Below are 23,496 nucleotides of genomic sequence, written 5' to 3'. Positions count from 1 at the left end.
ATACCTTCAAGGACTGAAGATATGCCCCAGGCAAACGGATTGCAGTTCACTGCACGTGTTGGTGAGCTTCCCTCAGATGTTTTTTCTGTCGTCAGCTTTGCGCTTACCGAAGGGCTATCGGAGCTTTTTCATGGCCGCCTCATATTGGCAAGCACCGACCCCGAGCTTCAGGCTTCGGACATTCTGGAGCAATTTGTAGACTTGGCGGTTTGGCAAGATGGCATACCACTTCGCCGCTTCACCGGTGTGGTGAACGAGTTTGCCCGGGGCGACACCGGCCACCGCCGCACATGCTACGAACTGATCATCCAGCCGCCGTTATGGCGCCTGGGGCTGATGTACAACAGCCGTATCTTCCAGACCCAAACCACAGACACCATCGTGCGTACCCTGCTGGAAGAGCGAGGCATTGTAGATTCGGTATTTGACCTCAAGCGTGCGCCCCAGGAACGGGAATACTGCGTACAACACCGGGAAAGCGATCTGGCCTTTATAGAACGCCTGGCCGCCGAGGAGGGCTGGCACTACCGCTATCAGCATGGCAGCGTCGACGGAGATGAACAGCCAGGCCTGATCCTTGCCGACCACCACGGCGACGCACCAAGGCTGCAGCCTGCCGAATATAACGGCAAAGCCGGCGGCAGCACCAAACAACCCGCCGTGTTCCGCTTCCGCTACGAAGAGCGGGTTCGTGCCGCCTCGGTAGCCACCAAAGATTACACTTTCAAAAACCCGGCCTATGGGCTGATGCATGAAAGCGCGGCTTCCGCTGATAACCAACGGCAGGATTACCAGCACTTCGACTACCCAGGCCGCTTCAAAGCCGACGCCAGCGGCCAGCCTTTTACCGAAGCCAGGCTGGACGCCCTCAGAAACGACGACAACACCGCCAACGGCGAAAGCAATCGCCCGGATTTCACCTGCGGTGCGAAAGTAGAACTCACCAACCATGACAGCGCGAGACTAAACCGCGACTGGCTGCTAACCGCCGTCACACACACCGGCAAACAGCCCCAGGCACTGGCAGAAGAAGGCGGCACCGGCCCGACCACCTACCACAACCTGTTCAGTGCGGTTCCCGCCAGCAAAACCTGGCGGCCTCTATGCGCCCACCGCCCCCTGATGGACGGCCCACAGATCGCCATAGTCACCGGCCCCGAAGGCGAAGAAATCCACTGCGACGAATACGGCCGCGTAAAGGCGCGCTTCCCCTGGGACCGCTACTCCGAAAACAACGAGCACAGCAGCGCCTGGCTGCGCGTAAGCCAAGGCTGGGCCGGCGGGCAATATGGGTTCATGGCCTTGCCAAGAATCGGCCACGAAGTGATTGTCTCCTTCCTTGATGGCGACCCGGATCAACCCATCATCACAGGACGAACACACCACGCCACCAATACACCGCCCTACTCGCTGCCCGAGCATAAAACCCGCACCACCCTGAAAACCCAAACCCACAAGGGTGAAGGCAGTAACGAGCTGCGGTTTGAGGATGAAGCAAACAAAGAGCAGATCTACGTCCACGCGCAAAAAGACTTGGACCTGCTCACGGAAAACAACCGTACTGAAGTCATCAAAAACGACAGCCACCTGACCGTGGAGAACGACCGTTTCAGCCAGGTAAAAGCCAACCACCACTCAACGATAGACGGAGAACACCGGGAAAGGATCGGCGGCGATTACAGCCTCACCGTTAACGGCAGCCACCACAGCAAACTCGGCAAATCCCAGCTTGTGGAAGCGGGAAATGAAATTCATCACAAAGCGGGTATGAAGATTGTTATTGAGGCTGGGGCGGAAGTGACGCTCAAGGCCGGTGGGAGCTTTGTGAAGGTGGATCCGAGTGGTGTGACGATTTCGGGGCCGTTGGTGAGAATGAATTCTGGGGGTGGGCCGGGGAGCGGGAGTTCGGTTGGGGCCAAGAAACCCCAAAAGCCGGCGATAATTGCGGATCATACGCAACCAGACAATGCGACTAACCCTTTAGCGGAGACATCTCAGCGGACAAACGCATCTGAAGAGCCCCGGTGGTCATTGGCTTCTGCGAATAGCGGCAAAGCTCCGTTATTGAAACAAGGTGCCCGGGAAGGGGCATTAACTGTAACTGCTTGCGAGTTTGATGAGCATGGACGCTGCGTACTACATCAACACACTTGAAACTAGAGCCCCACGGGCCGCCAAACCCAACGACTATGATTTCGCTGTATTGGATCTCGCAAGCTCAGACAAGCTTCTTGAGGAGATTTACGCGGGCATGACAAATGAGCCGATTCAGTGGTGGAGCCTCTTCGAAGGCACCAATTGGCAGGCCGAATGGGACAATGGCCCGGTACTTGTGGATCTCAGAAACGCCGCTTGTTTTCGCGCGCAGCTGAGCTCCCGGCTTGAATCCTCGTCGCAAGGTATCGTGTTTAAATCGGACATCCCTGTGGATGAGCTCCGTGAACACCTATCTCACTGGTTAACAGAATCCAACCCCGGGTCCGGGCAGCTTCTGCGGTTCCATGAACCCCGAATGTTTGGCCCACTGCTGTGTGTTCTGGCCGATCAAAGGTCCCAAAAATTGCTATCCGCTGGCACTCATTGGTGGTGGCATGACGCCCATAACTGGCGCCAAGCAAGGCCAAAAAAAGGCGCTAGCAGCATGGAAATCGGCCTTGAGGAGGCATTGGTTTCGCAACTCGAACTGCAGGGCTCAGAGCTTTACTGGCTCGCTGGCGAGGCATGCGGGTATGCCAACTACTACGCTGACTCTCTGCCTGAGCCCAAAGCACCTGAACGTTGGGTTTTCGATACCCTGCATACTGCACAGAACGCTGGCTTTGCTAATGCGGAGCTACTGGAACGCTGGCTGAGAATGGCCATTCAATACGGGAAAGACTTCTATCTTACCGAGCCCGTTCACACTGTATTTTCCAATGAAGAGCTCCTCACTACGGATCGCCTGGTTGCTATGGAAAGCTTGATGGAGAGTGTTATGGAGAGCGTTTATGCAAACAACCTATAGAGTCCAAAGCGGAGACACTCTCTCTGCCATTGCTGTGCAGCATCAAACCTCTATTGCAGAACTGCAGGCTATCAATCCGCAGATCACCAACAAGGATCACATTCAGATTGGCTGGGAGCTAAAAATCCCTGCGAATGGGGATTCAGCTAAGGTAAATGGCTCTAAAGCCTTGCGCTCACCTCGTTCCACCAATAATAAATCCAAAGGCCAAGCCAGTTGCACGGAGTGCTCAGAAGAGTACACCGAAATCATTCACGTCACAGGAGCAAGTGATGACGAATGGTGCGTAGCCTTGCCAGAGAGTGCGGCTAAAGAACTTTTACAAGAAGTCGAACTCGTTGATGGGCTAATGGCAGAGTTTAAAGAAGCTCAAAACGCTCACCATGACCCGCAGTCTAGTGAGCCAAGCCCCAAACGTCGGTGGATGCAAAAAGCCGAGAAAATGGGCGTAATAGCGCCATCTCCCGATGAACACGAAGACGATAGTGCAAACAAAGCTTCACAAATCAGCTCACAAATTGCTGCGATCGATGAACAAATCAAGTGGTACAACGATTACGATTCTGACTATTTGATGTCCTATGTCAGCAAAGATGCACAGAAGCGGGAAGACGTTGAAACTGCGGCCAAAGAGAAGCGCTTGGCCATGCTGCGAGAAGAGCGGCGCATTTTAGTAAGTCAACTTGAGGAAGGTAGCGCCTCCAGTGGAGTGAAGGGTAACGGAGTAAAGTCATCGGATTTTCTAGCCTCCCATGGAAACACCAATGACTATGGTTTTGAAGCAAGCCGAAGTACGCGCAACGAAACCGGTGTAATTGAAGTGATGATCGTCAGCCGCCCCGGACGATGGCATTACATTCGGCGAGAAGCGTATCAAAGGCTGGTGACAACTTACGCGTCGGTTCGGTACGTTAAGAAAACCCGCGCTATAGCTAATGCACTGAAAAACAAATCTGGGACAGGCTCTATTCTAGCCGGCCAAATTTTAGAAGGCATTTCTGCAGATGCAGCGAAAAGTCTTGTGGGTAACATCGAGATAACATTTGCAGAAACCAGCGACCAGCACTATTTACTCGGCGAAGAACACTCGAAACTGACGTGGTCATCCGGCGACGATGACGAAAGCCCTGTCGAAAATAATTTCCAAGTCAGCGCTGAAGCACATCTCATGCGCTTTGCAATGCAGGCAAGCGCCGGTGTAAATGCCTTCGATCTCAGCACCGGGGAGATCGATATAGGCACCAAAGCGAGCGCGTCTATGGCGCTGCTGGAAGCCGAGGTGAAACTTGTCGAGGTATTTGTCCCACATGAGAATGGTTGGGACTGCCGATTCACCTATAAAAACCGAAACGGTGAGCTGACGGACATGGCCTTTGGGGCCTTTCGATTCTCTGGTGAGATTACCCTGAATTGTTTCGCTGGCGGAAGAGTGAGCGGCGAAGCAAGCGCCAGGCTTTCTACGGGCGCCGCCTCGTTCCTGCTGTCTGACAAGAAAAAAATAGAAGCTAGCCCGACCGCGGGCCTTGCCGTAACAGGCAACGCCTTTGCCGGCGCGGAAGCTGGGGGCTCAGTGGGCGGGATGTTTAGCTGGGTGCACCCCAGTGAACGGTATAAAAACGATGCTGACTGGAAGGACTTATTCAAGATATCAGCGGGTGGAACTCTGGCGCTTGGCGCTGGGGCAGGCTTTGATTTTCAACTCAGAGCAGAGCAAAACAAAATAATTCTTATCTGCAAAGGGCGCTTGGTATTCGGCCCCGGTGCCAGCGGCTCTTTTGGATCAGAAATAGGAGCTGACAAGGTTTGGACTCTTGCGAAAACTGTTTTCGAAGTATTAGCGGAAGCGGATTATCACTTTTTATCCAATATTCAAGCTGAACTCTTCACACAGTGGGCGCAATCGCTATTCTTGGCTCTTTCCGATCAAACAAAAACTATAACCGATTTATTGGTTAGTCCTGTAGAAGATTTCTCGCGAATTTGGGCAGCACGTGCGAATAAAAAATCTGCTGCTGAAAAGCTCGCTTCTCAGATTTTAAAAGAAGCAAAAAAAAAGGATTATTTAGAAGATATGACGTTTAACGGTTTGCCATATCATCAACTTCCACCGGAAACCTTAGGGATGATGATGTCGACACTCTGCGATACTTTTATCGACAGTTGGGAAGAGGATCAAGAAAAGGCTCTCCTGATCCTAGTTTCACAAATCGCTACTTGGCGCAAATTTTTCGAAACGCTCGAACACATGTCAGAGGACGGAAAAAAAGTAAATCCGATGAATAGCTTGAGAAAGCTCTCGTCAATATTGGACGACGGGCTCTCGGACAACCAACTTTCTCAGTTCCACAAATGGATAATGACTGACTTAGCAGTCAAGCCTACAAAAAATTCATTGAAACTGGCATGGACGCCAATACCCATCCATCAGAAATCGGAGCGTCTAGTTACGCGCATCGCGATGCTCCAGAAAAGTCAGGATCAGTATCTAGCCTAACGAAGCCCACACCTAAAACCTTGGGCTTCGTAATAGTTTGATCCAATTGGAGGACGGCTATCTCTGAGGATAGTCGTCTTGCTAGAGGCTCCAGTGCGATAACCTCCTGAGCGAATAACCTTTTTCTCCCCTATTTTTGGGCCTGATGGATTTAGCTCTGGACTACTTTCATAATAGGTTTCCGAATACCAATCACCAACCCACTCGGCGCTATTAGATGTCATGTGGTGTATACCCAACGGGTTTGGCGGAAAACTATCCACAGGATACAGACGCCGCATCCCATCGTTAGGGGGAGCATTCTCTCCAGGGAGCCACTCGCCATTATTTGTAGCAAAGCGAACCTTCTCGCCCCTATTTCGGGCAGCGAATTCCCACTGAGCTTCAGTCGGCAAAGAAACAGATCGTTCAGCCAACTTCCCTATCCACAAGCAATAGTCTTTGGCTTCTTGCCAAGTCTTGGTCCAGGCAGGCAAATTGGATTGAAACAAATGTTGCCGATCCTCGCGAGCACGCAGCTCGGGCGCATAAGGCTCACGGCCCATGACTCCCCGGTACAAGTCGAAGTCACCCAAGCTTGTTTCGTATTTTGAAAGGTAATAGTCGTCGAGGGTCACTTTGTGGAGATAGTCATTGTGGGGCCAGATATCAATATTGCATAACTGTTCAGAGGCAGGTTCACAAGGCCAGCCAAACTCGCCCATCATAAAACTTCCACCCTCAACAAAAACCATGTTATCCAAGGCGCGAACCACTAAGTCTATGACAGCCTTTTGCTGTGACCGCGACAAATCCGGATGGCGCTCCTCAACACGGGCCTGAATCGCATTTATCTCGGATTCGCTCAATGTCTCGCTGGTCACCGATGTACAGCCTGAAGTCAGAACTATTGCGACAAAAAGTAAAACGTACCGCATGGATGCTCCTTGCAATGACTTGCCCCGCGATCACTCGCAGGGCGCCCGAAAAATAAATCCCTACTTAATCACCCCGCCAACTTAGGCAAAAACGAAGTATCCACCCAATACCTCTTCAAATTCCCCTCATCCACCAACACCGGAACTTTCTCCTGGCTAACGTGATCAGTCGGGTCGAACCACAAATTATCGCTACGGAAAACATGAAGCTCACGGGTTTGCGGGTGTTGCCACTGGCATACAATCCTGAACGGATTGCGGCCATTTACGGTCAGGCTGGTGTTCTGCTCTACCCGCTGAAACGCTGCATGTATTTCGACACCGTTTTTCTGCAGGTAGGCTTTTGAGCGGCTTTTCATCACGCCAAAAGCGATTATTCCAACGCCAATCAGCCCGAACACTGAGCCTATGCCACCAATGATTAAAGCGGCACCCCACAGAGAGAAGAAACCGTCGATCATGGCGTCTTCAGGGTTAGCAGGCTCATAAAACACGGTTACCTGTTCGCCCCGGTTGTATGAAGGCGGGTTAGAACCCGAGTTAGACTGGAACTCAACTTCGCGACCGCCGGCGGCCCTGAATTGAACAACAGGGAAGTAACTGGTGGAGTCACTGGAGCGCGAGCGTATTAGCTCAACGACGGTACCCTGTGCGGTTTCGGAACGTTCCAAAAATGATGAGGTGTTGGTGTACAAAGCAAAGGCACCGACCAGCATGGCGGCACCAACAATGGCAAAAACGTATTTGATAATATTCAGAGTCTTCAACGATATCTTCCTTTTCAAGCGTTGAGATTTAGCTACAGCGCTCTTACCTTCGGGCGCTCAAACTGCGCGCCGAATTATATCCTCAAATTACTGCAAAATCCTCCACGATGGCCGCTCACATTCTGATAAGCGGCAAGTCGTCATCACTACCCAGCCTGCGCACTTCCCGCAGCAGCTCATCCCCATCCGCAAGCCCCAACTGCAGCACGTTACGGAAGCTTTGCGTTATGCGAACGGAATAGCCAAGGTCGTGCATGAGCGAACTGGCTTGCAGGTTATTGAGCTGGCCTTTGCGCACATCCGTGAAAATTCTGTGCCGAAAACCAGCATCAAACTTTGCAGCTTCGCTATCCACCCAGTCCAACCGGTTGCGCCAAACTTCATCAGGAACCTCCAGCCTGCTGACTTCACGCACCTGCCTTAACACCCACAACAGGTGCCGGCGCAGCTCCATGTAGTGTTCGTGAGCAAGCGAGCGTTCGTCGCGCAAATATCGGCCAAGGTTCTTCTGCAGGGCTTTTGCATCTTTCACTGCATCTACCAGCTGTAGCGCTGTCATTTGACAGGTCATCCAGAATTGCTGGTGCTCCTCATCTTTCGTGGTGTCCAGCCGGCTCATGAACCCCAGCAGATCGGAATAGACCACTTTGATATGGCGCCGATACAGGTCCTCAGTATCCAGCCCCTCGGAATCATCCGGCCTGGAATTCAAGCGCGCTTCATCCACTTCACGGGAGATCAATTGCTCAACAGGCTGGTACAGCGCATGGCAGATCACCTCAAGGCTAAGTCGCCCGAGGTGCTGCAATTCCTGAACCACCGCCCGGGAGGCCGTATCAACAGAGGCCAGCGCAGCTTCGTTCAGGTAACGTGCGTGGCTTTCAGGCAGTTCCCGCTGTTCCACAGGATTGCGAGGGCCGGTGGCGGCATCGGTAATCAAAACTGCTGGCTCTGCCCTATCTGGCAATACCCTACGCAACCCGCGCTCCAGCTGTTTTTGCCAAGGCCAGAACAGCAACACACCAATCACGTTGAACAGCGTCTGGAACATGGCCAGTTGCAAGAGCGTGTTTTCTCCAGCGCCAAACACGGCCATCAGTATTTGGGATAGCCAGGTGAGTGGTGACAAAAGCAGGAAGGTAACCACACCTGTAAGGATATTGAACAAAGCGTGTACCAACGCAAGCCGCTGGCCACTGCGATTGCCCCCCAGCCAGCCCACAATGGCCGTGGTTACGCTGCTGCCAATGTTGCCACCGATTGCGATTGCAATACCCTGCCAAAGCTCTATCTGCCCGCCTGCCAAAGCAGCCAGAACCAACATCAAGGTAGCGTGACTGGACTGCAAAACGGCCGTTAACAGGAGGCCGATCGCAACAAAACTGAGCTGAACGAGAAAGCTGCTGTCCACAGAGCCGGCAAAATCAATGGCGCCGCCAAATTCGCTGAACCCGTTCTTAATCTGGTCGATTCCCAGAAAGATAAAGGCAATGCCCAACACAATGCGGCCAAATGCTTTGCCTTTTGGGGAGCTGAAGCCGGCTAGTACACCAAATACCAACAACGGCAATGCCAGAGGGCTCAGACTGAAATTCTGCCCCGCCGCGGCAAGTAGCCAGATGCCTCCGCTGGTTCCCAGATTAATACCCAGAAGAATGGAGATACCGCCCGCCAGATGGATCATCCCGGTACTTATGAACGCAATGGTCAAGAGAGACATCAAGGTGGTGGATTGCAGAATCATCGTGCCGCCCACACCGAACATCAACCCTTTGAACGGCGTAGCCGTACTGCGCTCCAAAAGCTGTTCCAACCGGCCGCCCGCAAGCTCCTTCAAGCCTTCTTCAAGGCATTGCATGCCAAACAGAAACAGCGCCAGGCCAGCACAGAGCTGCAGCCAGCCAGAGCTATACCAAAAACTGGTCGACAATATCACCAGCGCAAGTGTCGGCAATACAAACGATTTCATTCTAGTCATTTGCACTAAATCCGGAAGTTGGCATCAACGCGGTAGCATTCTGATTACGATAGCAGATAAGTAGCAAATCCAACTCTGTGAGTTCACGCTAGACTGGTAGGTATAAACATCCGGAACCCGCGAGAGATTCTTTGAAAAAGCTCCTCCTGATTTTTGCAATGGCCCTGCTTATGGCGGCGATTTTTACCACTTCCGCCAAGCCGGTGCCCATTGAACACAAGCTGATTAATCTTCATGCCGCTGACGTACTCGGTGATTTTCCCGGCATTGATCAAGAGCCCGTCGAGATACAGGCCATATTGTTGGATATGTCCGACGACCCTCTCTTGCTTTTAAAGGCTCAGGCTGCCTTCATGAGCTACCCTGAGATGGCCCGTAACCTGTTTCCGATTTATGCGGAAGAGCCGGGGTTCAGGAATATTCTGCGCCGGTATGGTGAAGATGTTCTCCCCCCGATTCAGCACTTTGTAAGCCAGCCCATCAGCACCATTGAATGGATAAACAAAGCATCTCGTCAGTACCAGGCCGCAAAGCGGTACTTTGCCGGTGGTCCAGAACCAACAGAGCCATTGGAGCCAGGCGCCCCGCCCGCCAACCAGAACGAAGATCTCACGCCGGAAGAGCGAGGCTGGTACGCCATCAATTTTATTGAAAGTGAAGGCCACGATTTTCTTGGCCAGTTTATTGTCGATAACCAAGGCAAGACTCAATGGATAGGCACCGAAAGGGTGCTTGAAGGGCTGAATCAGTTTTTTGCCAGCGGCATTCGTGACCTGGAGCGAAACTACCGCTCTGGAACTGAGATCACAGCCAGCGACGTTGGCTGGGCTTCGGTGGACATGCTGATCTTTGCCAGTGCAGTGAAAGTGCTCCAGGCTGGCCGTGTTGCAGCCGTCACCACAAAGAGTGCAAGCCGGGGCACTCGCTCCGCCGCTTTGGCCGCACGGGTTACCCGCAGCGGGAAAATGGTGCTAAGCAGCGCTCGATACGCCAAGTGGCCCTTGATTGTCGGGGCAGGCTACCTCGTTATTACCCACCCCAGCCTGATAAACGACTTGCTGGCTGGTGTGGCGGATGTACTCGGGTACCCGGTGCTGGCGGTTCAGTTTGTGGGCTGGTTGCTACTACTGATCCCTGCCCTATACATCGGCAGCTGGCTGTTATGGTTGTTGGCCCCGGTGTTGATGGCGCTGTTCCGGGCCTTGAGCCTTCTGGTGGCCAAGCTAAGTGGCAGGCGGCATAGCCAATCGGGATACGGTAAGCTATAGGGCAAACTTAAAGCCTTATCCCCCGGAACCACTGACAATGGCACTCCCCTACTTTCTTGGCTGCCCTCAGTGGCAACACTCCGCTTGGAACAGTCGGCTACCGTCAGATACGAGCCCGCTGCGCCGGTATAGCCGGATTTTTAACTGTGTGGAGGGCAACACAACCTTTTACGCGACACCCAGCCGCGAGCAGTGCCTTCAATGGCGTTCCCAGGTGCCAGACAGCTTTCGCTTTCTGCTTAAATTTCCCCGCAACATCACCCACGACCGGCTGCTATCCGGCGTAGACGCGGACATGCGGGATTTCCTGACTATTGTCGCACCACTGGAGGATGTACTCGGTCCGTTTTTGCTGCAGCTACCTGCCGCATTTGGGCCCATGCATCTGAATAATCTATGGCAATTTATTGATGCCCTGCCAGCACCACTGACATGCACTGTAGAGGTTCGTCACAGCGCCTTCTTCAGCAAGGGCGAGGCTGAAAGAATCCTGAATCGTGGCCTTCGAGAGCGCAATATCGCGCGCGTATGCATGGACACCCGGGCCCTGTTTGCGGCCACCCCAGACAACGAAGTCACCATAGAGGCCCAACGCAAGAAACCCCGAGTGCCGGTGCACTTACTTCCCGGCGATGCAGAGCCTGTAATCCGCTACATCGGTCACCCGAATCTGGAAGCCAACCGGTACTACCTGGCACCCTGGGTTGAACGCGTAGCTACATGGATTGAGGAAAACCGGCGCCCCTATTTTTTCCTGCACATGCCGGATATTGGCGACGCCCTTGCGCTCACGGAAATCTGGGCTGAACTTTTAAGCGCTCGCGTGGATGGGCTGGATGCCCTGAGGTTCAATGAAAAGCAGCCCCAACTGGGCCTGTTCTAAAATTGGGAACCATTGTAGAGACATGATCTCCCTTGTCTTCACTCGAGCCAACTCACTTTCACGACGCGCGGAAAACACAAGGTTGCCGATGAAAACATTCGGTGCCAAGCTTTCGGCACGAGACAAACTCGCACACAAATAGGGAACACGACATGGGAAGCTCGAAACTCGTAGGTATTGTGTTACTCGTAGTAGGCATCGCCCTGCTCTTTTTTGGTTATCAATCAACCCAGTCAGTTGGCGATCAGATAAGCGAAACACTTACTGGGCGTTTCACTGACGATACTATGTGGTATCTGATTGGTGGTGCCGCCCTGATCGCCGCCGGCGGATTTCTTTCATTTTTCAAAAAATAATCACTGAGGACAGTTATGACGATTCACCTGGAACTTGCCCCGCTAATCAGCTTGGGTGCAGGCATTGGCGTTCTGGTATTCCCCCGCTTGCTCAACTACATCGTTGCAGGCTACCTGATTACCCTTGGCGTTCTGGGACTGCTGGGACACTCGCTATAGCATATCGCTTTCGCGAATATGGCTTATACCTACGAGGCCTGTAGGAAATGTCTCACAAGCCAATGGGCCAATCTCCCGTACCCCCCAAACACCCTGTCGCTAGAATAAGCAGTGTCAGGGATGACAAGCCAGCAAGGAACGTTGGCACAGGGATGAATGCTCCATGGAACCGGAGCGCCCATAAGGATTTGGGGCGATCAAAGGGATGTTGAACGGTCAAAAGGAATTGGAACTGCCCGAAGGATATGGGTTTTCAAGGATGACCAGGGATGAAGCGCTCAGGAAGAGTGCAGCCTGAAGGAACAGGCGGGGGTCAGCCACGGAGCAAGGGATACATGGAATGTAATCCTTGTCCGTGCACTGCTTTTCCCAGACATTCCTTCACACCTTTTTCGTATTTGATCTCCACCCAAAACGCCAAAACCCCTGCTTTTGCTGCATTGCACCCTGACTCAAAACCATAACCACACAATTAGTCTCAGGAGTCACTTGCATGAAGCACACATCTTTTTTCGCCACACTCGTTCTACTGCTCAGCCTGACAACGGGGTTTGCCTATGCAGAACAGCCAATCATTAATATCAACAGCGCAGACGTAGCCACTCTGGCAAACCTCGACGGCATTGGCGCCAGCAAAGCAGAAGCTATTGTCGCTTACCGCGATGCCAACGGTCCTTTCAAAACACCTGAGGAGCTATCCAACGTTAAAGGTATAGGCGCACGCACTGTAGAAAAAAATGCTGAGCGGTTAACGGTAAAATAAACATTGCCCTAGATCGTGTCAGACGGCGGCCTCCAGCCGCCATTTTTCAACCACTGCTCTCTTCTCCACTCCTGCTCAAACAAAAGTCGTCTGGCAACACCCCGGCCGCCACTCTATGATTGCTGGACAACAATGATAACCAGCTCGAGTGGCACGCTATGGCAGATCCCATCAAGATTTACCCGCCAAAACCTTCCCACGTTTATTTTTACGCGACCTGCCTGATAGACATGTTTTACCCCGATGCGGGTATGGCCGGGATACAACTGCTCGAGCGCGAAGGTATCAAGGTTTGCTTTCCCGAAGACCAAACGTGTTGCGGCCAGCCGGCCTACACCTCTGGCTATCATGATGAAGCCCGGGCGGTTGCTAAGGCCCAGCTCGACCTGTTCCCGGAGGACTGGCCCATCGTTGTGCCATCCGGTTCCTGTGGCGGAATGATGCGAAAGCATTACCCCAGCTTGTTCAAGCACACCCGCCAGGAAGCCAAAGCCATCGACATTGCCGCGCGAACCTGGGAGCTGACGGATTTTCTTCTGAACGTTTGCCATATAAAACTGGAAGACGTGGGTGAGCCCACCACGGTTGCAATGCACACTTCTTGCTCAGCTCGCAGGGAGATGGGCGTTGCGGAAGTTGGCCCCCGGCTCATTGGTCAACTCAACAATGTCAGCCTGGTTGAGCAAACCCGGGCGGAAGAGTGTTGTGGCTTTGGTGGCACGTTTGCCGTGCGCCACCCGGAGATTTCAGGGGCCATGGTCAGCGAAAAAGTAGACACTCTGACCGATACTGGCGCCGGTGAGTTTGTGACAACGGATTGCGGCTGTCTTATGAACATTGCCGGCTATGCAGAGAAGAATCGCAAACCCCTGGCTGGCCAGCACATCCTGAGCTTTCTCTGGAATCGCACTAACCCCGGAAAAGGGGGCGAGTCATGAACTCTGAATCATCAGCAAACCCACACCACATTGATGTAAAAGAATTTCACCCCCGTGCCCAGGCTGCCATTGCAGATCCCAAACTACGCCAGAATTTCCGCAGGGCTATGGACGGGCTTATCAGCAAGCGCAAAGACGCCTTTGAAGGCATGGACCTGGAAGCCTTAAGAGAACTGGGCGCCAACATCCGCCTGCGGGCACTGGCAAACCTGCCCGATTTACTGGAGCAGCTTGAGACAAAGCTCACCGCAAACGGTATCAAGGTGCACTGGGCAATTGATGGCGACGAGGCTTGCCGGATCGTGCGGAATATTTGTGTAGCCAGGAATGCCAAAACAGTCATCAAAGGTAAATCCATGGTGTCTGAGGAAATGGAGCTGAACCATTACCTCGAAGAACACGGTATTGAAGCACTGGAATCCGATCTGGGCGAATACATCGTCCAGCTTGCCGGCGAGACACCGTCTCACATCATCATGCCCGCGATTCACAAGAATACCGGTGAAATTTCTGAGCTCATGCACGAGAAAACCGGTACTGATCTGTCCAGCGATGTGGAGTACCTCACCGCCAGCGCCCGCCAGCAGTTACGTGAAAGGTTCATGAATGCCGATGTGGGTGTTACAGGTGTAAACTTTGCAGTGGCTGAAACCGGGACGCTTTGCCTGGTGGAAAATGAAGGCAACGGCCGCATGACCACCACGGTGCCGCCCTGCCATATTGCGGTTACCGGTATAGAAAAGGTGGTGGGCACTCTGGAGGATGTGGTGCCACTTCTGGCCCTGCTTACCCGATCCGCCACCGGGCAGCACATCACTACCTACTTCAATATGATCTCTGGCCCGCGCAAGCCTGAAGAACTCGACGGCCCCGAAGAGGTTCACCTGGTGCTGGTCGACAACGGCCGCTCGTCCATCTACCAGGATGACGAGCTGCTGGACACCCTGCGCTGCATTCGCTGCGGCGCCTGTATGAACCACTGCCCGGTTTATACCCGCGTGGGTGGCCACACTTATGGCACCACCTACCCCGGCCCAATCGGCAAAATCCTGATGCCCCACCTGATCGGGCTGGATGAAGGCCGGCACCTGCCAACAGCCTCAAGCCTGTGTGGTGCTTGTGGTGAAGTGTGCCCGGTTAAAATTCCGATTCCGGATTTACTGGTACGCCTGCGCCAGGAGTCCGTGGATGGCGACAAACTTAACCCCGCTAAAGTGCGAGGCCATGGAGCGAAACGTGGAACCCTGGAAGCACTGATCTGGAACGGCTGGAGCTGGATGCATGCGCGTCCGGGCATTTACCGGTTTGGTACTGCAGTGGCCGCCCGCCTGCGTATGCTACAACCCGGGCAGCTTGGGGGCTGGACAAAATATCGAACGGCACCAAAGCTAGCTAACAAAACACTCCATCAAAAAATGAAGGAGCGCGACCAATGAGCGCACGGGACAGCATTTTACAGCGCCTGCGAAACCGAAGCGGTGGCGAGTTAAGCGTGCCAGAGTGCGACTTTTCAGTATTGCAGCGGCCGGTGTCCTCTGTGGCGGAAAGGATTGAGCAATTCCAGAAGACCATTGAGTCCGTGCACGGGGAAGTACATAGTTGCACGCGGGATTCCTGGGTTGCTCAGCTTGCCGACATCCTTTCCGCGCGCGATGCACGCTGTCTGCTGGTTCCCGGAGCACACGAAATTGGCCGCAGGTTACGTGAATTCGAACAAGATGGCTTGCCGGAACTGCTGATCTATGACGAACCCATTGAAAGCTGGCAGCCTCACCTGTTCAACAACGTTGATGCCAGCATCACCTCCACCCGGGGCGGCATAGCCGAGACAGGGTCTTTGATCCTGTGGCCCACTCCAGACGAGCCTCGCCTGATGAGCCTTGTTCCGCCCATCCATATTGCGGTACTGGAAGCCTCCGAGCTCTACGCAACCTTTCACGAGGCCATGCAAGCACAGAGTTGGGCTTCTGGCATGCCGACAAACGCTTTGTTAGTCTCCGGGCCATCCAAAACCGCGGACATTGAGCAAACTCTCGCTTACGGTGTCCACGGCCCGAAAGAACTCATCGTACTGGTTATAGAATGATTCGAGGTGCTCTACTGATCGCCCTGGCCGCCTTGCTCTGGGCGACAACGGGAATAGTTGCAAAGTTTCTGTTTACCGAGACTGACCTGCAAGCTACCACCCTGGCCTTTCTCAGGCTGGCCGTTGCCCTACCGTTTTTCTGGGTACTGATGCGCAGGGAACAACGACAACTTCAAAAAGCTGCCACCAATGCGCCAGGCAGCTCATTGCGGCAGCTAAGTTTACGATCTCTCGCGCCGCTTGCAGCGCTTGGTCTTTTCCAAGCCATCTATCAAGGCAGTTATCTGTTGGCCGTGGACCTAACCGGCGCGGGTATCGCCACATTGATCGCCCTGTGCTTGCCGCCGGTGTTGGTCGCATTGCTTTCGGCGCCGTTACTGGGGGAAAAGCCAAGCCTGATAACTGTTCTGGCGCTGATGACTGCCGTTATGGGCACCGCAATGTTGGTGTTCAGTGATATGGATACCAGCGGTACACTGCGTCTGGCCGGTATTCTCATGGCGCTGCTGGCCGCGCTGGTTTACACGGGTTTCACCCTGACCAGTCGCTACAGCTCCACCGGCACATCCGTCTTTACCACAGCATTCATTTGTTTTTTTACGGCCGCACTCATCCTACTTCCCGTGGTAGTGCTCAGTGGCGGGCTTGAGGGGCTTGAAGAGCTTAAGATTAGGCACTGGTTGATGGTAGCCGTGATAGGCATTGTGCCCACCTGCATTGGCTATGTGAGCTTCTTTGCAGGCATGAAAACCACACCAGCAACGCTCTCCAGCATTATTGTTACGCTGGAGCCACTGTTCGTTGCCTTGCTCGCCTGGATAATTTTGGGAGAGATTCTGGGGCCGGTGGGAATTGCGGGCGCATTCATACTCACTGCGGCGGTTATTGTGGCCTCGCGTTATGGAGGAAAGCCCGGTGCCGCTCCTGCAAGCGGCACCGCAACGTCAAACTGATCAGCTATCCTTGCGCTGCTTTTCCAGCATATTAGGCTGCAGAATCTCAATCCAGTAGCCATCCGGATCCTTGATAAAAGCCAGGCCTTTCATCTTGCCATCGTCGGGCTTCTTGACGAACTCAACCCCCAACTTGTCAAACCGCTCGGCAGCCGTGTAAACATCTGGTACTGCAATACCAATGTGGCCAAAACCCTGTGGCTGATCGTTGCCATTGTGGTAGGCGAAGTCAGCGTCGTTTTCAGTTCCCCAGTTGTGGGTCAACTCCAGCATTGCCTCGCGCCCGAACGTGTAGGTGGTTCGATGCCCATCGTCTGAAGGCACATAGTTAGCTTGGCGGTCATCAAGGTAGGCAAGAAAATAGAGCGTAAACTTCATTTCGGGGAAATCAAGTTTGCGCACCAACCGCATTCCCAGCACACGGGTATAGAAGTCCATTGAGCGCTCAGGGTCTTTAATGCGCAGCATGGTTTGGTTAAATACATAGCCTTCCGTTTCTGGAACCGGCTCTTCGTATAGTCCGGGGGCTTGTTCAAAATGCTTGGGCATGGGGCTTCCCTTATTTGCTATCGAGAATTCAGGCTGTATACCTGCGTCCTCGTCTGCACAATTTCAAGGGGTGGTCATTCCGCAACGCAGATCAAAAGCGGCGCACAAGCTATGATAAACTTGCGCCCACAACCTGTCCCGCTGGTTCCGTGCCTGTTCCCGGCCTGCCAGTTTTCAAAACGCTTTCAGAGAACCTGTATGGATTTCAAGGTGCCTAACACCCTGGCAGAGCAGATCGCCAACTATCTGGCAGAGCGCATCATGACCGGGCAAATCCAGCCTGGTAAACGCATCCAGGAAGCCACTCTCGCCACCGAGCTCAAGGTGAGCCGCGCCTCGGTAAAAGAAGCGCTTTACACCCTTGAGCGGTGGCATCTTGTGGAAATCACCCCAAGAAAAGGCGCATCTGCCTCAAAACTGGATGCTGAACATGCGTCTGAGCTGTACGACGTTTACATGCACCTGCTGATGATGCTGGCAGCTAAACTATGCGAACGTTGGCAGGAAAGCGACCGGGATCGAGTGATGGCCGTTGTTTCTCAGGCAGTGGAGCAAATGCGAGCACCATCGGCAGATATTACGGCAGTAGTGGAAGCCAGCTTTGAGGTGATGGAGGCTTGCTGTGATTTAGTAGGTAACACTTATCTCACAGAGGCTCTTTCAAACTTCAAGCCAGCGGTTAGTCGCGCATATTATCTGAGTGCCGAGCGTTATCGACATGGCCTGACCCAGACAAGTCAGTTTTTTACCCGCCTTCCGCAGGCTGTTCTAGCGCGGGATGTGAAGCAGGCTCAAGCTCTGATTCGAGAGTTTGCTGAGCACCAAAAAGAAATGATTCAAAGGGCCCTGAGCTCCAGCTAGAGGCGGCAGCCCAGCAGGCAGACCATACTCCAAGCCGACCCTCCAACTGTGACCAAGCGCACAGACATATCGCTGCTTCCTACTTATCGTAACAACATGTAACAAAACCTTATTCCCGCTGCATTGGTTACGCTGTCCCCTGCGGCCCGGGAGTCTGGCAAAGACTCCCTGCTAACAACAACAAAACAAACCATGAAGCCGGGGCCGTCATGATTCATCCGCACACCTGTCGCCGCACCACGCGATCAACAGCGCTTTCATTATGGGTGCTTGCTCTATCCCTGCCTGCTACTGCCATGGCCGAATTTCTGCCATTGGATGACAGCACACTGTCGGGCGTATCAGGCCAGGCCGGCATTACCATCGAACTGGAAACCAAAATCAACATTGATCGCCTGTCGTGGACGGATGAGGGCACACTAAGTGTGAACAACATGCGGCTTTCCGGGCACAACGACACCACATTGGATAACCTGAAGCTTACGGTGGATATTGCTGGCACCGGTGAAGTTCTTGAGCACGGTTTCTCAGAAATTGCGCGCCGGGCAAATGCCGGGCTCCTTAGTACCACCGATCCCGATGTAGCCGATGCTTTGGCGAAATATTCCGTTAATGGTGAGTTCGGCAAGCAGTTCAATAGCGGCGATCTGGTTATTCACTTGGGTGCAACCAACTATGGCGCCCAAACCAGTTTGACCGACTATCTTCAAGCAATAGATTTTGAGCTCGCCGTAGGAAGCGTTACGACCACTGGCACAGAAGGCACTGCCACTCTGTTTTCTGATGTATTGCTGCAAGGCTACGTAGGCCCTACAGATCTGGTTATCCGAAACGATAGTGCTACCACGCGCACTCTGGCCAATGGCAACCAGGTATCCGGAGCCGAATTGCAGCTCGATACCCATTTTGAAGTCACGAACGGAAGCCTGAATTGGGATGCTGCAGATTTAATCTTTGTGTTTAACTTTGCAGCCGTGAGAATTGAAGACCTGCAAATTCATAACCGGCGCGGCAACGACACGCTGGGCCACTTCGGAATGGCGAGCGCAACGGCAAAAATCTCCCGAGGCACCAGCGCCGCTACTGGAAAAGACGGCCTTTCGATTCACGACGTCGAATTCCGGGCTGATATCGACATGCCCATATTCAAAGTGGGCCAGGCCAGTATTGGCAGCGTTAGTTTCACCGATTTCGCCATTACAGATACCACCATGATGGTTTACGGTCACTAGAGTCTTGTAAACTGCCCGTCCATCTTTGACGGGCAGCCCATGAACGAACACATTAATACCAACGGTCAGCATCCAGCTTCTGCAAAACGCCTCGCACTGTTCAGCCTGCTCTTTATCGCGCTCACGGTGGCAGGGCTTTACGCCGTGTACGACCAGTTCGCAGGGCAGAGCATCAGTTTCGATATCCGGTTGATTGCACCACAAACCCTCACCGCTCTCACTGGGCTGTTGCTGGTGTATTTCGTTTCTGATGGCTTACGTTTGCATTTCACGCTGCGTGCGCTCGGCCACCACTTATCCTTTCCCGTTATTTTCCGTCTGGTTTTTATCAACTTGTTCTTTTCCAACGTCACGCCTATGGCCACCGGTGGTGGCTTCGCTCAGATATGGTATCTGCACCGCCATGGGGTTCCGGTGGGCAGAGCCACGGCTGCAACCACCATCAGGACCGTGCTGGCGGTGCTTTTCATTTTCTCCCTAACGCCCGTCTTTCTGCTGACTCTGGATGCGTTTAATGGCCAGAGCATCACAGGTGATCTGGGCATGGCATTAGCAATATTCATCCTTATATATCTGGGCTTTTTCGTCATTCTTCTGTTCCGAACACGCTGGCTTATCGGGCCCTTCAGTGGGCTACTCAGGATTCTCAATCGCTGGAAACTCATAACCGATACTCGCCATATGCATTGGCAGTTCAAGGCTAAGCGAGAGATGCTGCGCTTTTCCCACAGTTTTGGGGACTACCTGCAGGGCAAGCCGCTCTTTGTAGTGCTTTCCGTTCTATTTACAGCGGTATTCCTGCTGAGCCTGTTCAGCTTCCCTGCTCTGCTGATTCATAGCCTGGGGTACGATATCGACTACCTGATGTCGCTGGGGCTTCTGGTTGTGACAACATTTATAATGTATTTCTCACCAACCCCGGGCGCATCGGGTATTTCAGAAGGTGTATTCGGAAGTTTCTTCAGCGGCATTCTCTCAGGAAACCATCTGATTCTGGTTATTGTGAGTTGGCGCCTGATAACTATCTATCTCGGCATGTTCATCGGCCTGGGCGTGCTGCAGAAAGAACTCATTAAACGCCGCAGGAAATCCGGATAATGTTTCGAAATCCACTTAAGTTACTGTTCTATCTCTGCCTGCTGACCGTCATTCTTCTCCTGGGTTACAAAACCTACCTGAACGTATTTCTGGAAGATTTTGCGGGCGTGCATACTGCCCAGGTGGAGCAGATTCAGCGCAACGTCCCAAACGATCAGGCCTTCAGCTTTGCTGTGCTGGGAAATATCAACAACTCGGTTGGGGTTTTCGAAGATCGCATTATTCCGGAACTAAACACCTCGGGAACGGACTTTCTGGTTTCTGCCGGCAACGCAGTGAGCAGCGGCGGCGAGGACAAGTATCGCGCGCTCTATGGAAGTCTCCGCCACCTGGATATTCCTTACCTTCTCACATTCGGCGCCCATGAATTCGACAACTTTGGCAGCTTCCGCTTTTATGACCACTTTGGCCCGCACTTCTATAGCATTCAAGCGGGCAACAGCCGGCTTATCTTTCTCGACAGTACTGGAAAAACGCCCTGGGAGTGGCAGGTGCGTTGGCTGGAAGATCTCCTGAGCCAAGACACGTCAAAGGCACGAATCCTGTTTATTGGCCACCCGCTATTAAAGCCAGTAGAAGATGCCTTGCTTGATCAGCCCGAAGATTATCTTGAGCCGCCGGAGTTTCGGGATGCACTCCTGAAGATGGTAGAAAAACACAACATTAAATTCGTGTTCTCCTCCAACCTCTCGCTGTATTCTGAAAAACAGCTGGGCAACACGCTGTTCGTCACCACGGGGGGTGCCGGCGGCTTAATACTGAACAACGACACCAGTTTTTACCACTACGTGCGTGTCAGCGTCAGCCCTGAGGGCGAGGTCAGCCATACGCTCCGAAAACTGGAAGTTGGCCAGCACCCTATACTCAAACAGCTCGAAAGCCTCTGGTTCTTCGTGTATTCACTGTTCTATGTTGGCTACCTTAATTTCATTCTTATAGTGGCAGTGTTTGCCGCCATCACTATCAAACTCTACGCCATGATTTTCATTGGCAAGGACTACTACCCCGACTACAACCTGGACCCTACGCCCTGGCTGAACAAACCTTTAAGGGTGGCCATGTTCACCAATAATTATCTACCCTTCATCGGCGGCGTGCCTATTTCCATTGCGCGACTAAAAAAGGGGCTGGAGCAGCTTGGCGACAAGCTTTTAGTAGTCGCACCGCGTTACAAAGATCAACCCGTAGTAGAAGAACATGCGCTGCGGGTACCTTCATTGCTTGCCATGGGGGAGAAGCGAGAGTTCCGCCTGGCCAACATATTTCTTGGTCGTATCCGCAAACGTGTGCGCGCCTTTCATCCAGATATAATCCACCTGCACCACCCTTTCTGGCTGGGCTCGCTCGGGTTGTTCATGGCGCGCCGCCTAAAGGTGCCGGCAATTTATACCTACCACACCCGGCTTGAGCACTACGCACATTTCGTACCCTTGCCAGGGCTTATTTTCCGCAACTTGATATCCCACGCTCTTATCAAACGCTTCGCCAATAAATGCGATGGCGTTATCGTACCCACCTATTCCACTGAGGAATATCTTCGGATGATTGGCGTGAAAACACCCACCTTTGTGCAGCCTACGGGCATTGAGTACACGCGATTTCAAGCGGTAACGGATGAGGAGATCGCAGAACTCCGACAGGCTTTGAACCTTAAGAATGAAACGGTTTTCGTCAGCGTGTCGCGATTATCGAACGAGAAAAACATCGATTTCATGATCGAGGCCATCGGCAGGCTACATCAGGAGTCGACTAAACCCTTTCACTTTCTGATGATCGGCGAAGGCCACCAAAAAGAGCGTCTGCAAAACAAAATTCAAGAACTGGGACTGGAAGATCAGATCACATTGGTTGGTGCTGTGCCGCCGGAGAAAATGGCAACGTGGTATCGTTTGGGTGACGCCTTTTTGTTTGCCTCCAAATCTGAAACTCAAGGCATGGTCATTCTGGAGGCTATGGCTGCCGGTTTGCCTGTGGTTGCGGTGCGTTCCAGTGGTATCGACGACGTTGTGCGACACGGTATAAATGGCTTCAAAACGCCCGAGAGACAAGATCTATGGTGTGCTCAGGTAAAAAAATTGCTGGAGGATGAGGAATTGAGAAACACACTTTCAGAACAAGCTCTGGCATTTTCGAAAGACTTTTCCGTTGAACAATTTGCCTCGAATGTTCGCGAGATCTACGCTACAACTTTGGCAGTCAGCGAGAAGCGTCAACTAAAACGGAGAAATGCATGAGCGGCATTCCTGTAGGTATCAGCACGTGTCTGTTGGGCAAAGAAGTCCGTCATGATGGTGGCCACAAACATTCTCGCTATTGCACTGAGGTGCTGTCACGGCATTTTGAATTCCGTCCAATTTGTCCTGAACTGGAGGCTGGCCTGGGTGTCCCCCGCCCCGCCATTCATCTGCGCGAATACCCGGAAGGCATGCGCCTGACAGAAACCAAAGGCACTGCTGACCACACCGGTGCCATGCAGGACTTCACCAGCGGGATCATGCCAGACTTGGCCAGTTTGCGCGGTTACATTCTGATGGCCAAATCCCCTAGCTGCGGTATGGCGCGCATCAAAGTTCACAACCCGGAAGGCCAGGTAGTGCGACGCGACGGGCAAGGCATGTTTGCTGAAGCTCTTATGCGCGCCTACCCGCTAATGCCGGTTGAGGAAGAAGGCCGGCTGAACGATGACGCACTGCGGGAAAACTTTGTAGAACGTGTGTTTGCCTACGACGACTGGATGCAAAATGTTGCCGGCGAAAACCTCACGGCTAAAGCACTGATCGAGTTCCATACCCGCCACAAATTCCAGCTCCTGGCACACTCGGAAAAGATCTATCGGCAACTGGGGCCAATGCTAAGCGATCTAAAATCAGAAGCTCTGGAAACCATTGCCACCCGCTATATCCAGGGTTTTATGGAAGCCATGACCGGTAAGGTAAGTCGCGGCTCACATATAAACGTGATGCAGCATCTGATGGGCTATCTGAGAGATGCCATGGAGGGTGAAGATCGCAAGGTTCTGATAGAACAAATTAATGCGTACGGTCGCGGCGAAGTGCCGCTGATTGTGCCCATGACACTGCTGCGAATGGCACAACGCAGGGAACCGGCAGATTATCTGAAACTGCAACAGTACCTGAGCCCCTACCCGGATGAGCTGGGGCTCAGAAACAAGGTGTAATCAGGCTGAGCC

The 23,496-nt window shown here is 53.0% G+C and carries 21 protein-coding genes; 17 read left to right on the top strand and 4 right to left on the bottom strand.

Annotation, left to right across the window (positions count from 1 at the left end; genetic code table 11):
- Positions 1–21 precede the first annotated feature (21 nt).
- The 3 genes from AADB16_RS06835 to AADB16_RS06825 are packed head-to-tail and all read left to right on the top strand — an operon-like array spanning position 22 to position 5,498.
- Positions 22–2,154: a type VI secretion system Vgr family protein gene (locus tag AADB16_RS06835; RefSeq protein WP_410802217.1), complete on the top strand. Its 2,133-nt coding sequence runs from the start codon at positions 22–24 to the stop codon at positions 2,152–2,154.
- The gene (locus tag AADB16_RS06830; RefSeq protein ID WP_410802215.1) at positions 2,117–3,004 is read left to right on the top strand and encodes a DUF4123 domain-containing protein; all 888 of its coding nucleotides are present in this window, start codon (positions 2,117–2,119) and stop codon (positions 3,002–3,004) included. The genes AADB16_RS06835 and AADB16_RS06830 overlap by 38 nt, the downstream gene beginning before the upstream one ends.
- A complete protein-coding gene (locus AADB16_RS06825; RefSeq protein ID WP_410802213.1) occupies positions 2,988–5,498 on the top strand; it encodes a LysM peptidoglycan-binding domain-containing protein in 2,511 nt (836 codons plus the stop codon). Before AADB16_RS06830 ends, AADB16_RS06825 begins: the two co-directional genes overlap by 17 nt.
- On the opposite strand, the gene AADB16_RS06820 is transcribed toward AADB16_RS06825, so the two are convergent.
- From AADB16_RS06820 to AADB16_RS06810, 3 genes are all read right to left on the bottom strand, one after another.
- Positions 5,495–6,415 (bottom strand): formylglycine-generating enzyme family protein, encoded by a 921-nt coding sequence (locus AADB16_RS06820; RefSeq protein WP_410802211.1) that lies wholly within the window; start codon positions 6,413–6,415, stop codon positions 5,495–5,497. The two genes, AADB16_RS06825 and AADB16_RS06820, sit on opposite strands and share 4 nt — an antisense overlap.
- A 68-nt stretch (positions 6,416–6,483) precedes the next feature.
- Complete coding sequence (locus AADB16_RS06815) at positions 6,484–7,182, bottom strand: DUF3592 domain-containing protein (protein WP_410802209.1); 699 nt, start codon at positions 7,180–7,182, stop codon at positions 6,484–6,486.
- A 115-nt stretch (positions 7,183–7,297) separates the two neighbouring features.
- Entirely contained in the window at positions 7,298–9,151 is a 1,854-nt protein-coding gene (locus tag AADB16_RS06810) for a Na/Pi cotransporter family protein (protein WP_410803608.1), read from the bottom strand.
- Positions 9,152–9,291: 140 nt separating this feature from the next.
- Here AADB16_RS06810 and AADB16_RS06805 point away from each other — a divergent pair, with 140 nt between their 5' ends.
- The 9 genes from AADB16_RS06805 (at position 9,292) to AADB16_RS06765 (ending at position 16,566) form a co-directional block, all read left to right on the top strand.
- Positions 9,292–10,428, top strand: a complete 1,137-nt coding sequence (locus AADB16_RS06805) for a hypothetical protein (protein WP_309043521.1) — start codon at positions 9,292–9,294, stop codon at positions 10,426–10,428.
- Positions 10,429–10,465: 37 nt separating this feature from the next.
- Positions 10,466–11,311 carry a DUF72 domain-containing protein gene (locus AADB16_RS06800; RefSeq protein ID WP_410802207.1) on the top strand — a complete coding sequence of 282 codons (846 nt, stop codon included), beginning with the start codon at positions 10,466–10,468 and terminating at the stop codon, positions 11,309–11,311.
- A 152-nt stretch (positions 11,312–11,463) separates the two neighbouring features.
- Entirely contained in the window at positions 11,464–11,667 is a 204-nt protein-coding gene (locus tag AADB16_RS06795) for a DUF3185 family protein (RefSeq protein WP_200202722.1), read from the top strand.
- A 15-nt stretch (positions 11,668–11,682) separates the two neighbouring features.
- On the top strand, positions 11,683–11,826 hold the full coding sequence (locus AADB16_RS06790; protein WP_100638438.1) for a DUF3096 domain-containing protein: 144 nt from the start codon (positions 11,683–11,685) through the stop codon (positions 11,824–11,826).
- A 493-nt stretch (positions 11,827–12,319) separates the two neighbouring features.
- On the top strand, positions 12,320–12,589 hold the full coding sequence (locus tag AADB16_RS06785) for a ComEA family DNA-binding protein (RefSeq protein WP_410802205.1): 270 nt from the start codon (positions 12,320–12,322) through the stop codon (positions 12,587–12,589).
- 158 nt (positions 12,590–12,747) lie between these two features.
- The gene (locus AADB16_RS06780; protein WP_309043522.1) at positions 12,748–13,527 is read left to right on the top strand and encodes a (Fe-S)-binding protein; all 780 of its coding nucleotides are present in this window, start codon (positions 12,748–12,750) and stop codon (positions 13,525–13,527) included.
- Complete coding sequence (locus AADB16_RS06775; RefSeq protein ID WP_410802203.1) at positions 13,524–14,963, top strand: LutB/LldF family L-lactate oxidation iron-sulfur protein; 1,440 nt, start codon at positions 13,524–13,526, stop codon at positions 14,961–14,963. Before AADB16_RS06780 ends, AADB16_RS06775 begins: the two co-directional genes overlap by 4 nt.
- Positions 14,960–15,613: a LutC/YkgG family protein gene (locus AADB16_RS06770; protein ID WP_410802201.1), complete on the top strand. Its 654-nt coding sequence runs from the start codon at positions 14,960–14,962 to the stop codon at positions 15,611–15,613. Before AADB16_RS06775 ends, AADB16_RS06770 begins: the two co-directional genes overlap by 4 nt.
- Entirely contained in the window at positions 15,610–16,566 is a 957-nt protein-coding gene (locus AADB16_RS06765) for a DMT family transporter (RefSeq protein WP_410802199.1), read from the top strand. The genes AADB16_RS06770 and AADB16_RS06765 overlap by 4 nt, the downstream gene beginning before the upstream one ends.
- Here the strand turns inward: AADB16_RS06765 and gloA are convergent, their stop codons facing one another.
- Positions 16,567–17,115 carry a lactoylglutathione lyase gene (gene gloA, locus AADB16_RS06760; RefSeq protein ID WP_309043526.1) on the bottom strand — a complete coding sequence of 183 codons (549 nt, stop codon included), beginning with the start codon at positions 17,113–17,115 and terminating at the stop codon, positions 16,567–16,569.
- Between the two features lie 198 nt (positions 17,116–17,313).
- Between gloA and AADB16_RS06755 the strand changes: the two genes are divergently transcribed.
- The 5 genes from AADB16_RS06755 to AADB16_RS06735 all read left to right on the top strand — a co-directional run bounded on the left by AADB16_RS06755 (position 17,314) and on the right by AADB16_RS06735 (position 23,484).
- Positions 17,314–17,976: a GntR family transcriptional regulator gene (locus AADB16_RS06755; RefSeq protein ID WP_309043527.1), complete on the top strand. Its 663-nt coding sequence runs from the start codon at positions 17,314–17,316 to the stop codon at positions 17,974–17,976.
- A gap of 209 nt (positions 17,977–18,185) precedes the next feature.
- Entirely contained in the window at positions 18,186–19,208 is a 1,023-nt protein-coding gene (locus AADB16_RS06750; RefSeq protein WP_410802197.1) for a DUF6160 family protein, read from the top strand.
- 39 nt (positions 19,209–19,247) lie between these two features.
- Positions 19,248–20,306 carry a lysylphosphatidylglycerol synthase transmembrane domain-containing protein gene (locus tag AADB16_RS06745; protein ID WP_410802195.1) on the top strand — a complete coding sequence of 353 codons (1,059 nt, stop codon included), beginning with the start codon at positions 19,248–19,250 and terminating at the stop codon, positions 20,304–20,306.
- Complete coding sequence (locus AADB16_RS06740; protein WP_410803607.1) at positions 20,303–22,540, top strand: glycosyltransferase; 2,238 nt, start codon at positions 20,303–20,305, stop codon at positions 22,538–22,540. Before AADB16_RS06745 ends, AADB16_RS06740 begins: the two co-directional genes overlap by 4 nt.
- The gene (locus tag AADB16_RS06735; RefSeq protein ID WP_309043530.1) at positions 22,537–23,484 is read left to right on the top strand and encodes a YbgA family protein; all 948 of its coding nucleotides are present in this window, start codon (positions 22,537–22,539) and stop codon (positions 23,482–23,484) included. The genes AADB16_RS06740 and AADB16_RS06735 overlap by 4 nt, the downstream gene beginning before the upstream one ends.
- Positions 23,485–23,496: the final 12 nt, after the last annotated feature.

This window comes from Marinobacter sp. KMM 10035, assembly GCF_046537445.1.
GTDB classification, from domain to species: domain Bacteria; phylum Pseudomonadota; class Gammaproteobacteria; order Pseudomonadales; family Oleiphilaceae; genus Marinobacter; species Marinobacter sediminicola.
The sequence above is the reverse complement of the archived record's forward strand: the minus strand, read 5'-3'. Positions and strand labels throughout refer to the sequence as shown.

Coding starts and splice junctions, on each gene's coding strand:
- AADB16_RS06835 (WP_410802217.1), top strand. CDS start 22: ATGCCCCAGGCAAACGGATTGCAGTTCACTGCACGTGTTGGTGAGCTT.
- AADB16_RS06830 (WP_410802215.1), top strand. CDS start 2,117: ATGAGCATGGACGCTGCGTACTACATCAACACACTTGAAACTAGAGCC.
- AADB16_RS06825 (WP_410802213.1), top strand. CDS start 2,988: ATGCAAACAACCTATAGAGTCCAAAGCGGAGACACTCTCTCTGCCATT.
- AADB16_RS06820 (WP_410802211.1), bottom strand. CDS start 6,415: ATGCGGTACGTTTTACTTTTTGTCGCAATAGTTCTGACTTCAGGCTGT.
- AADB16_RS06810 (WP_410803608.1), bottom strand. CDS start 9,151: ATGAAATCGTTTGTATTGCCGACACTTGCGCTGGTGATATTGTCGACC.
- AADB16_RS06800 (WP_410802207.1), top strand. CDS start 10,466: ATGGCACTCCCCTACTTTCTTGGCTGCCCTCAGTGGCAACACTCCGCT.
- AADB16_RS06795 (WP_200202722.1), top strand. CDS start 11,464: ATGGGAAGCTCGAAACTCGTAGGTATTGTGTTACTCGTAGTAGGCATC.
- AADB16_RS06790 (WP_100638438.1), top strand. CDS start 11,683: ATGACGATTCACCTGGAACTTGCCCCGCTAATCAGCTTGGGTGCAGGC.
- AADB16_RS06785 (WP_410802205.1), top strand. CDS start 12,320: ATGAAGCACACATCTTTTTTCGCCACACTCGTTCTACTGCTCAGCCTG.
- AADB16_RS06780 (WP_309043522.1), top strand. CDS start 12,748: ATGGCAGATCCCATCAAGATTTACCCGCCAAAACCTTCCCACGTTTAT.
- AADB16_RS06775 (WP_410802203.1), top strand. CDS start 13,524: ATGAACTCTGAATCATCAGCAAACCCACACCACATTGATGTAAAAGAA.
- AADB16_RS06770 (WP_410802201.1), top strand. CDS start 14,960: ATGAGCGCACGGGACAGCATTTTACAGCGCCTGCGAAACCGAAGCGGT.
- AADB16_RS06765 (WP_410802199.1), top strand. CDS start 15,610: ATGATTCGAGGTGCTCTACTGATCGCCCTGGCCGCCTTGCTCTGGGCG.
- gloA (WP_309043526.1), bottom strand. CDS start 17,115: ATGCCCAAGCATTTTGAACAAGCCCCCGGACTATACGAAGAGCCGGTT.
- AADB16_RS06755 (WP_309043527.1), top strand. CDS start 17,314: ATGGATTTCAAGGTGCCTAACACCCTGGCAGAGCAGATCGCCAACTAT.
- AADB16_RS06750 (WP_410802197.1), top strand. CDS start 18,186: ATGATTCATCCGCACACCTGTCGCCGCACCACGCGATCAACAGCGCTT.
- AADB16_RS06745 (WP_410802195.1), top strand. CDS start 19,248: ATGAACGAACACATTAATACCAACGGTCAGCATCCAGCTTCTGCAAAA.
- AADB16_RS06735 (WP_309043530.1), top strand. CDS start 22,537: ATGAGCGGCATTCCTGTAGGTATCAGCACGTGTCTGTTGGGCAAAGAA.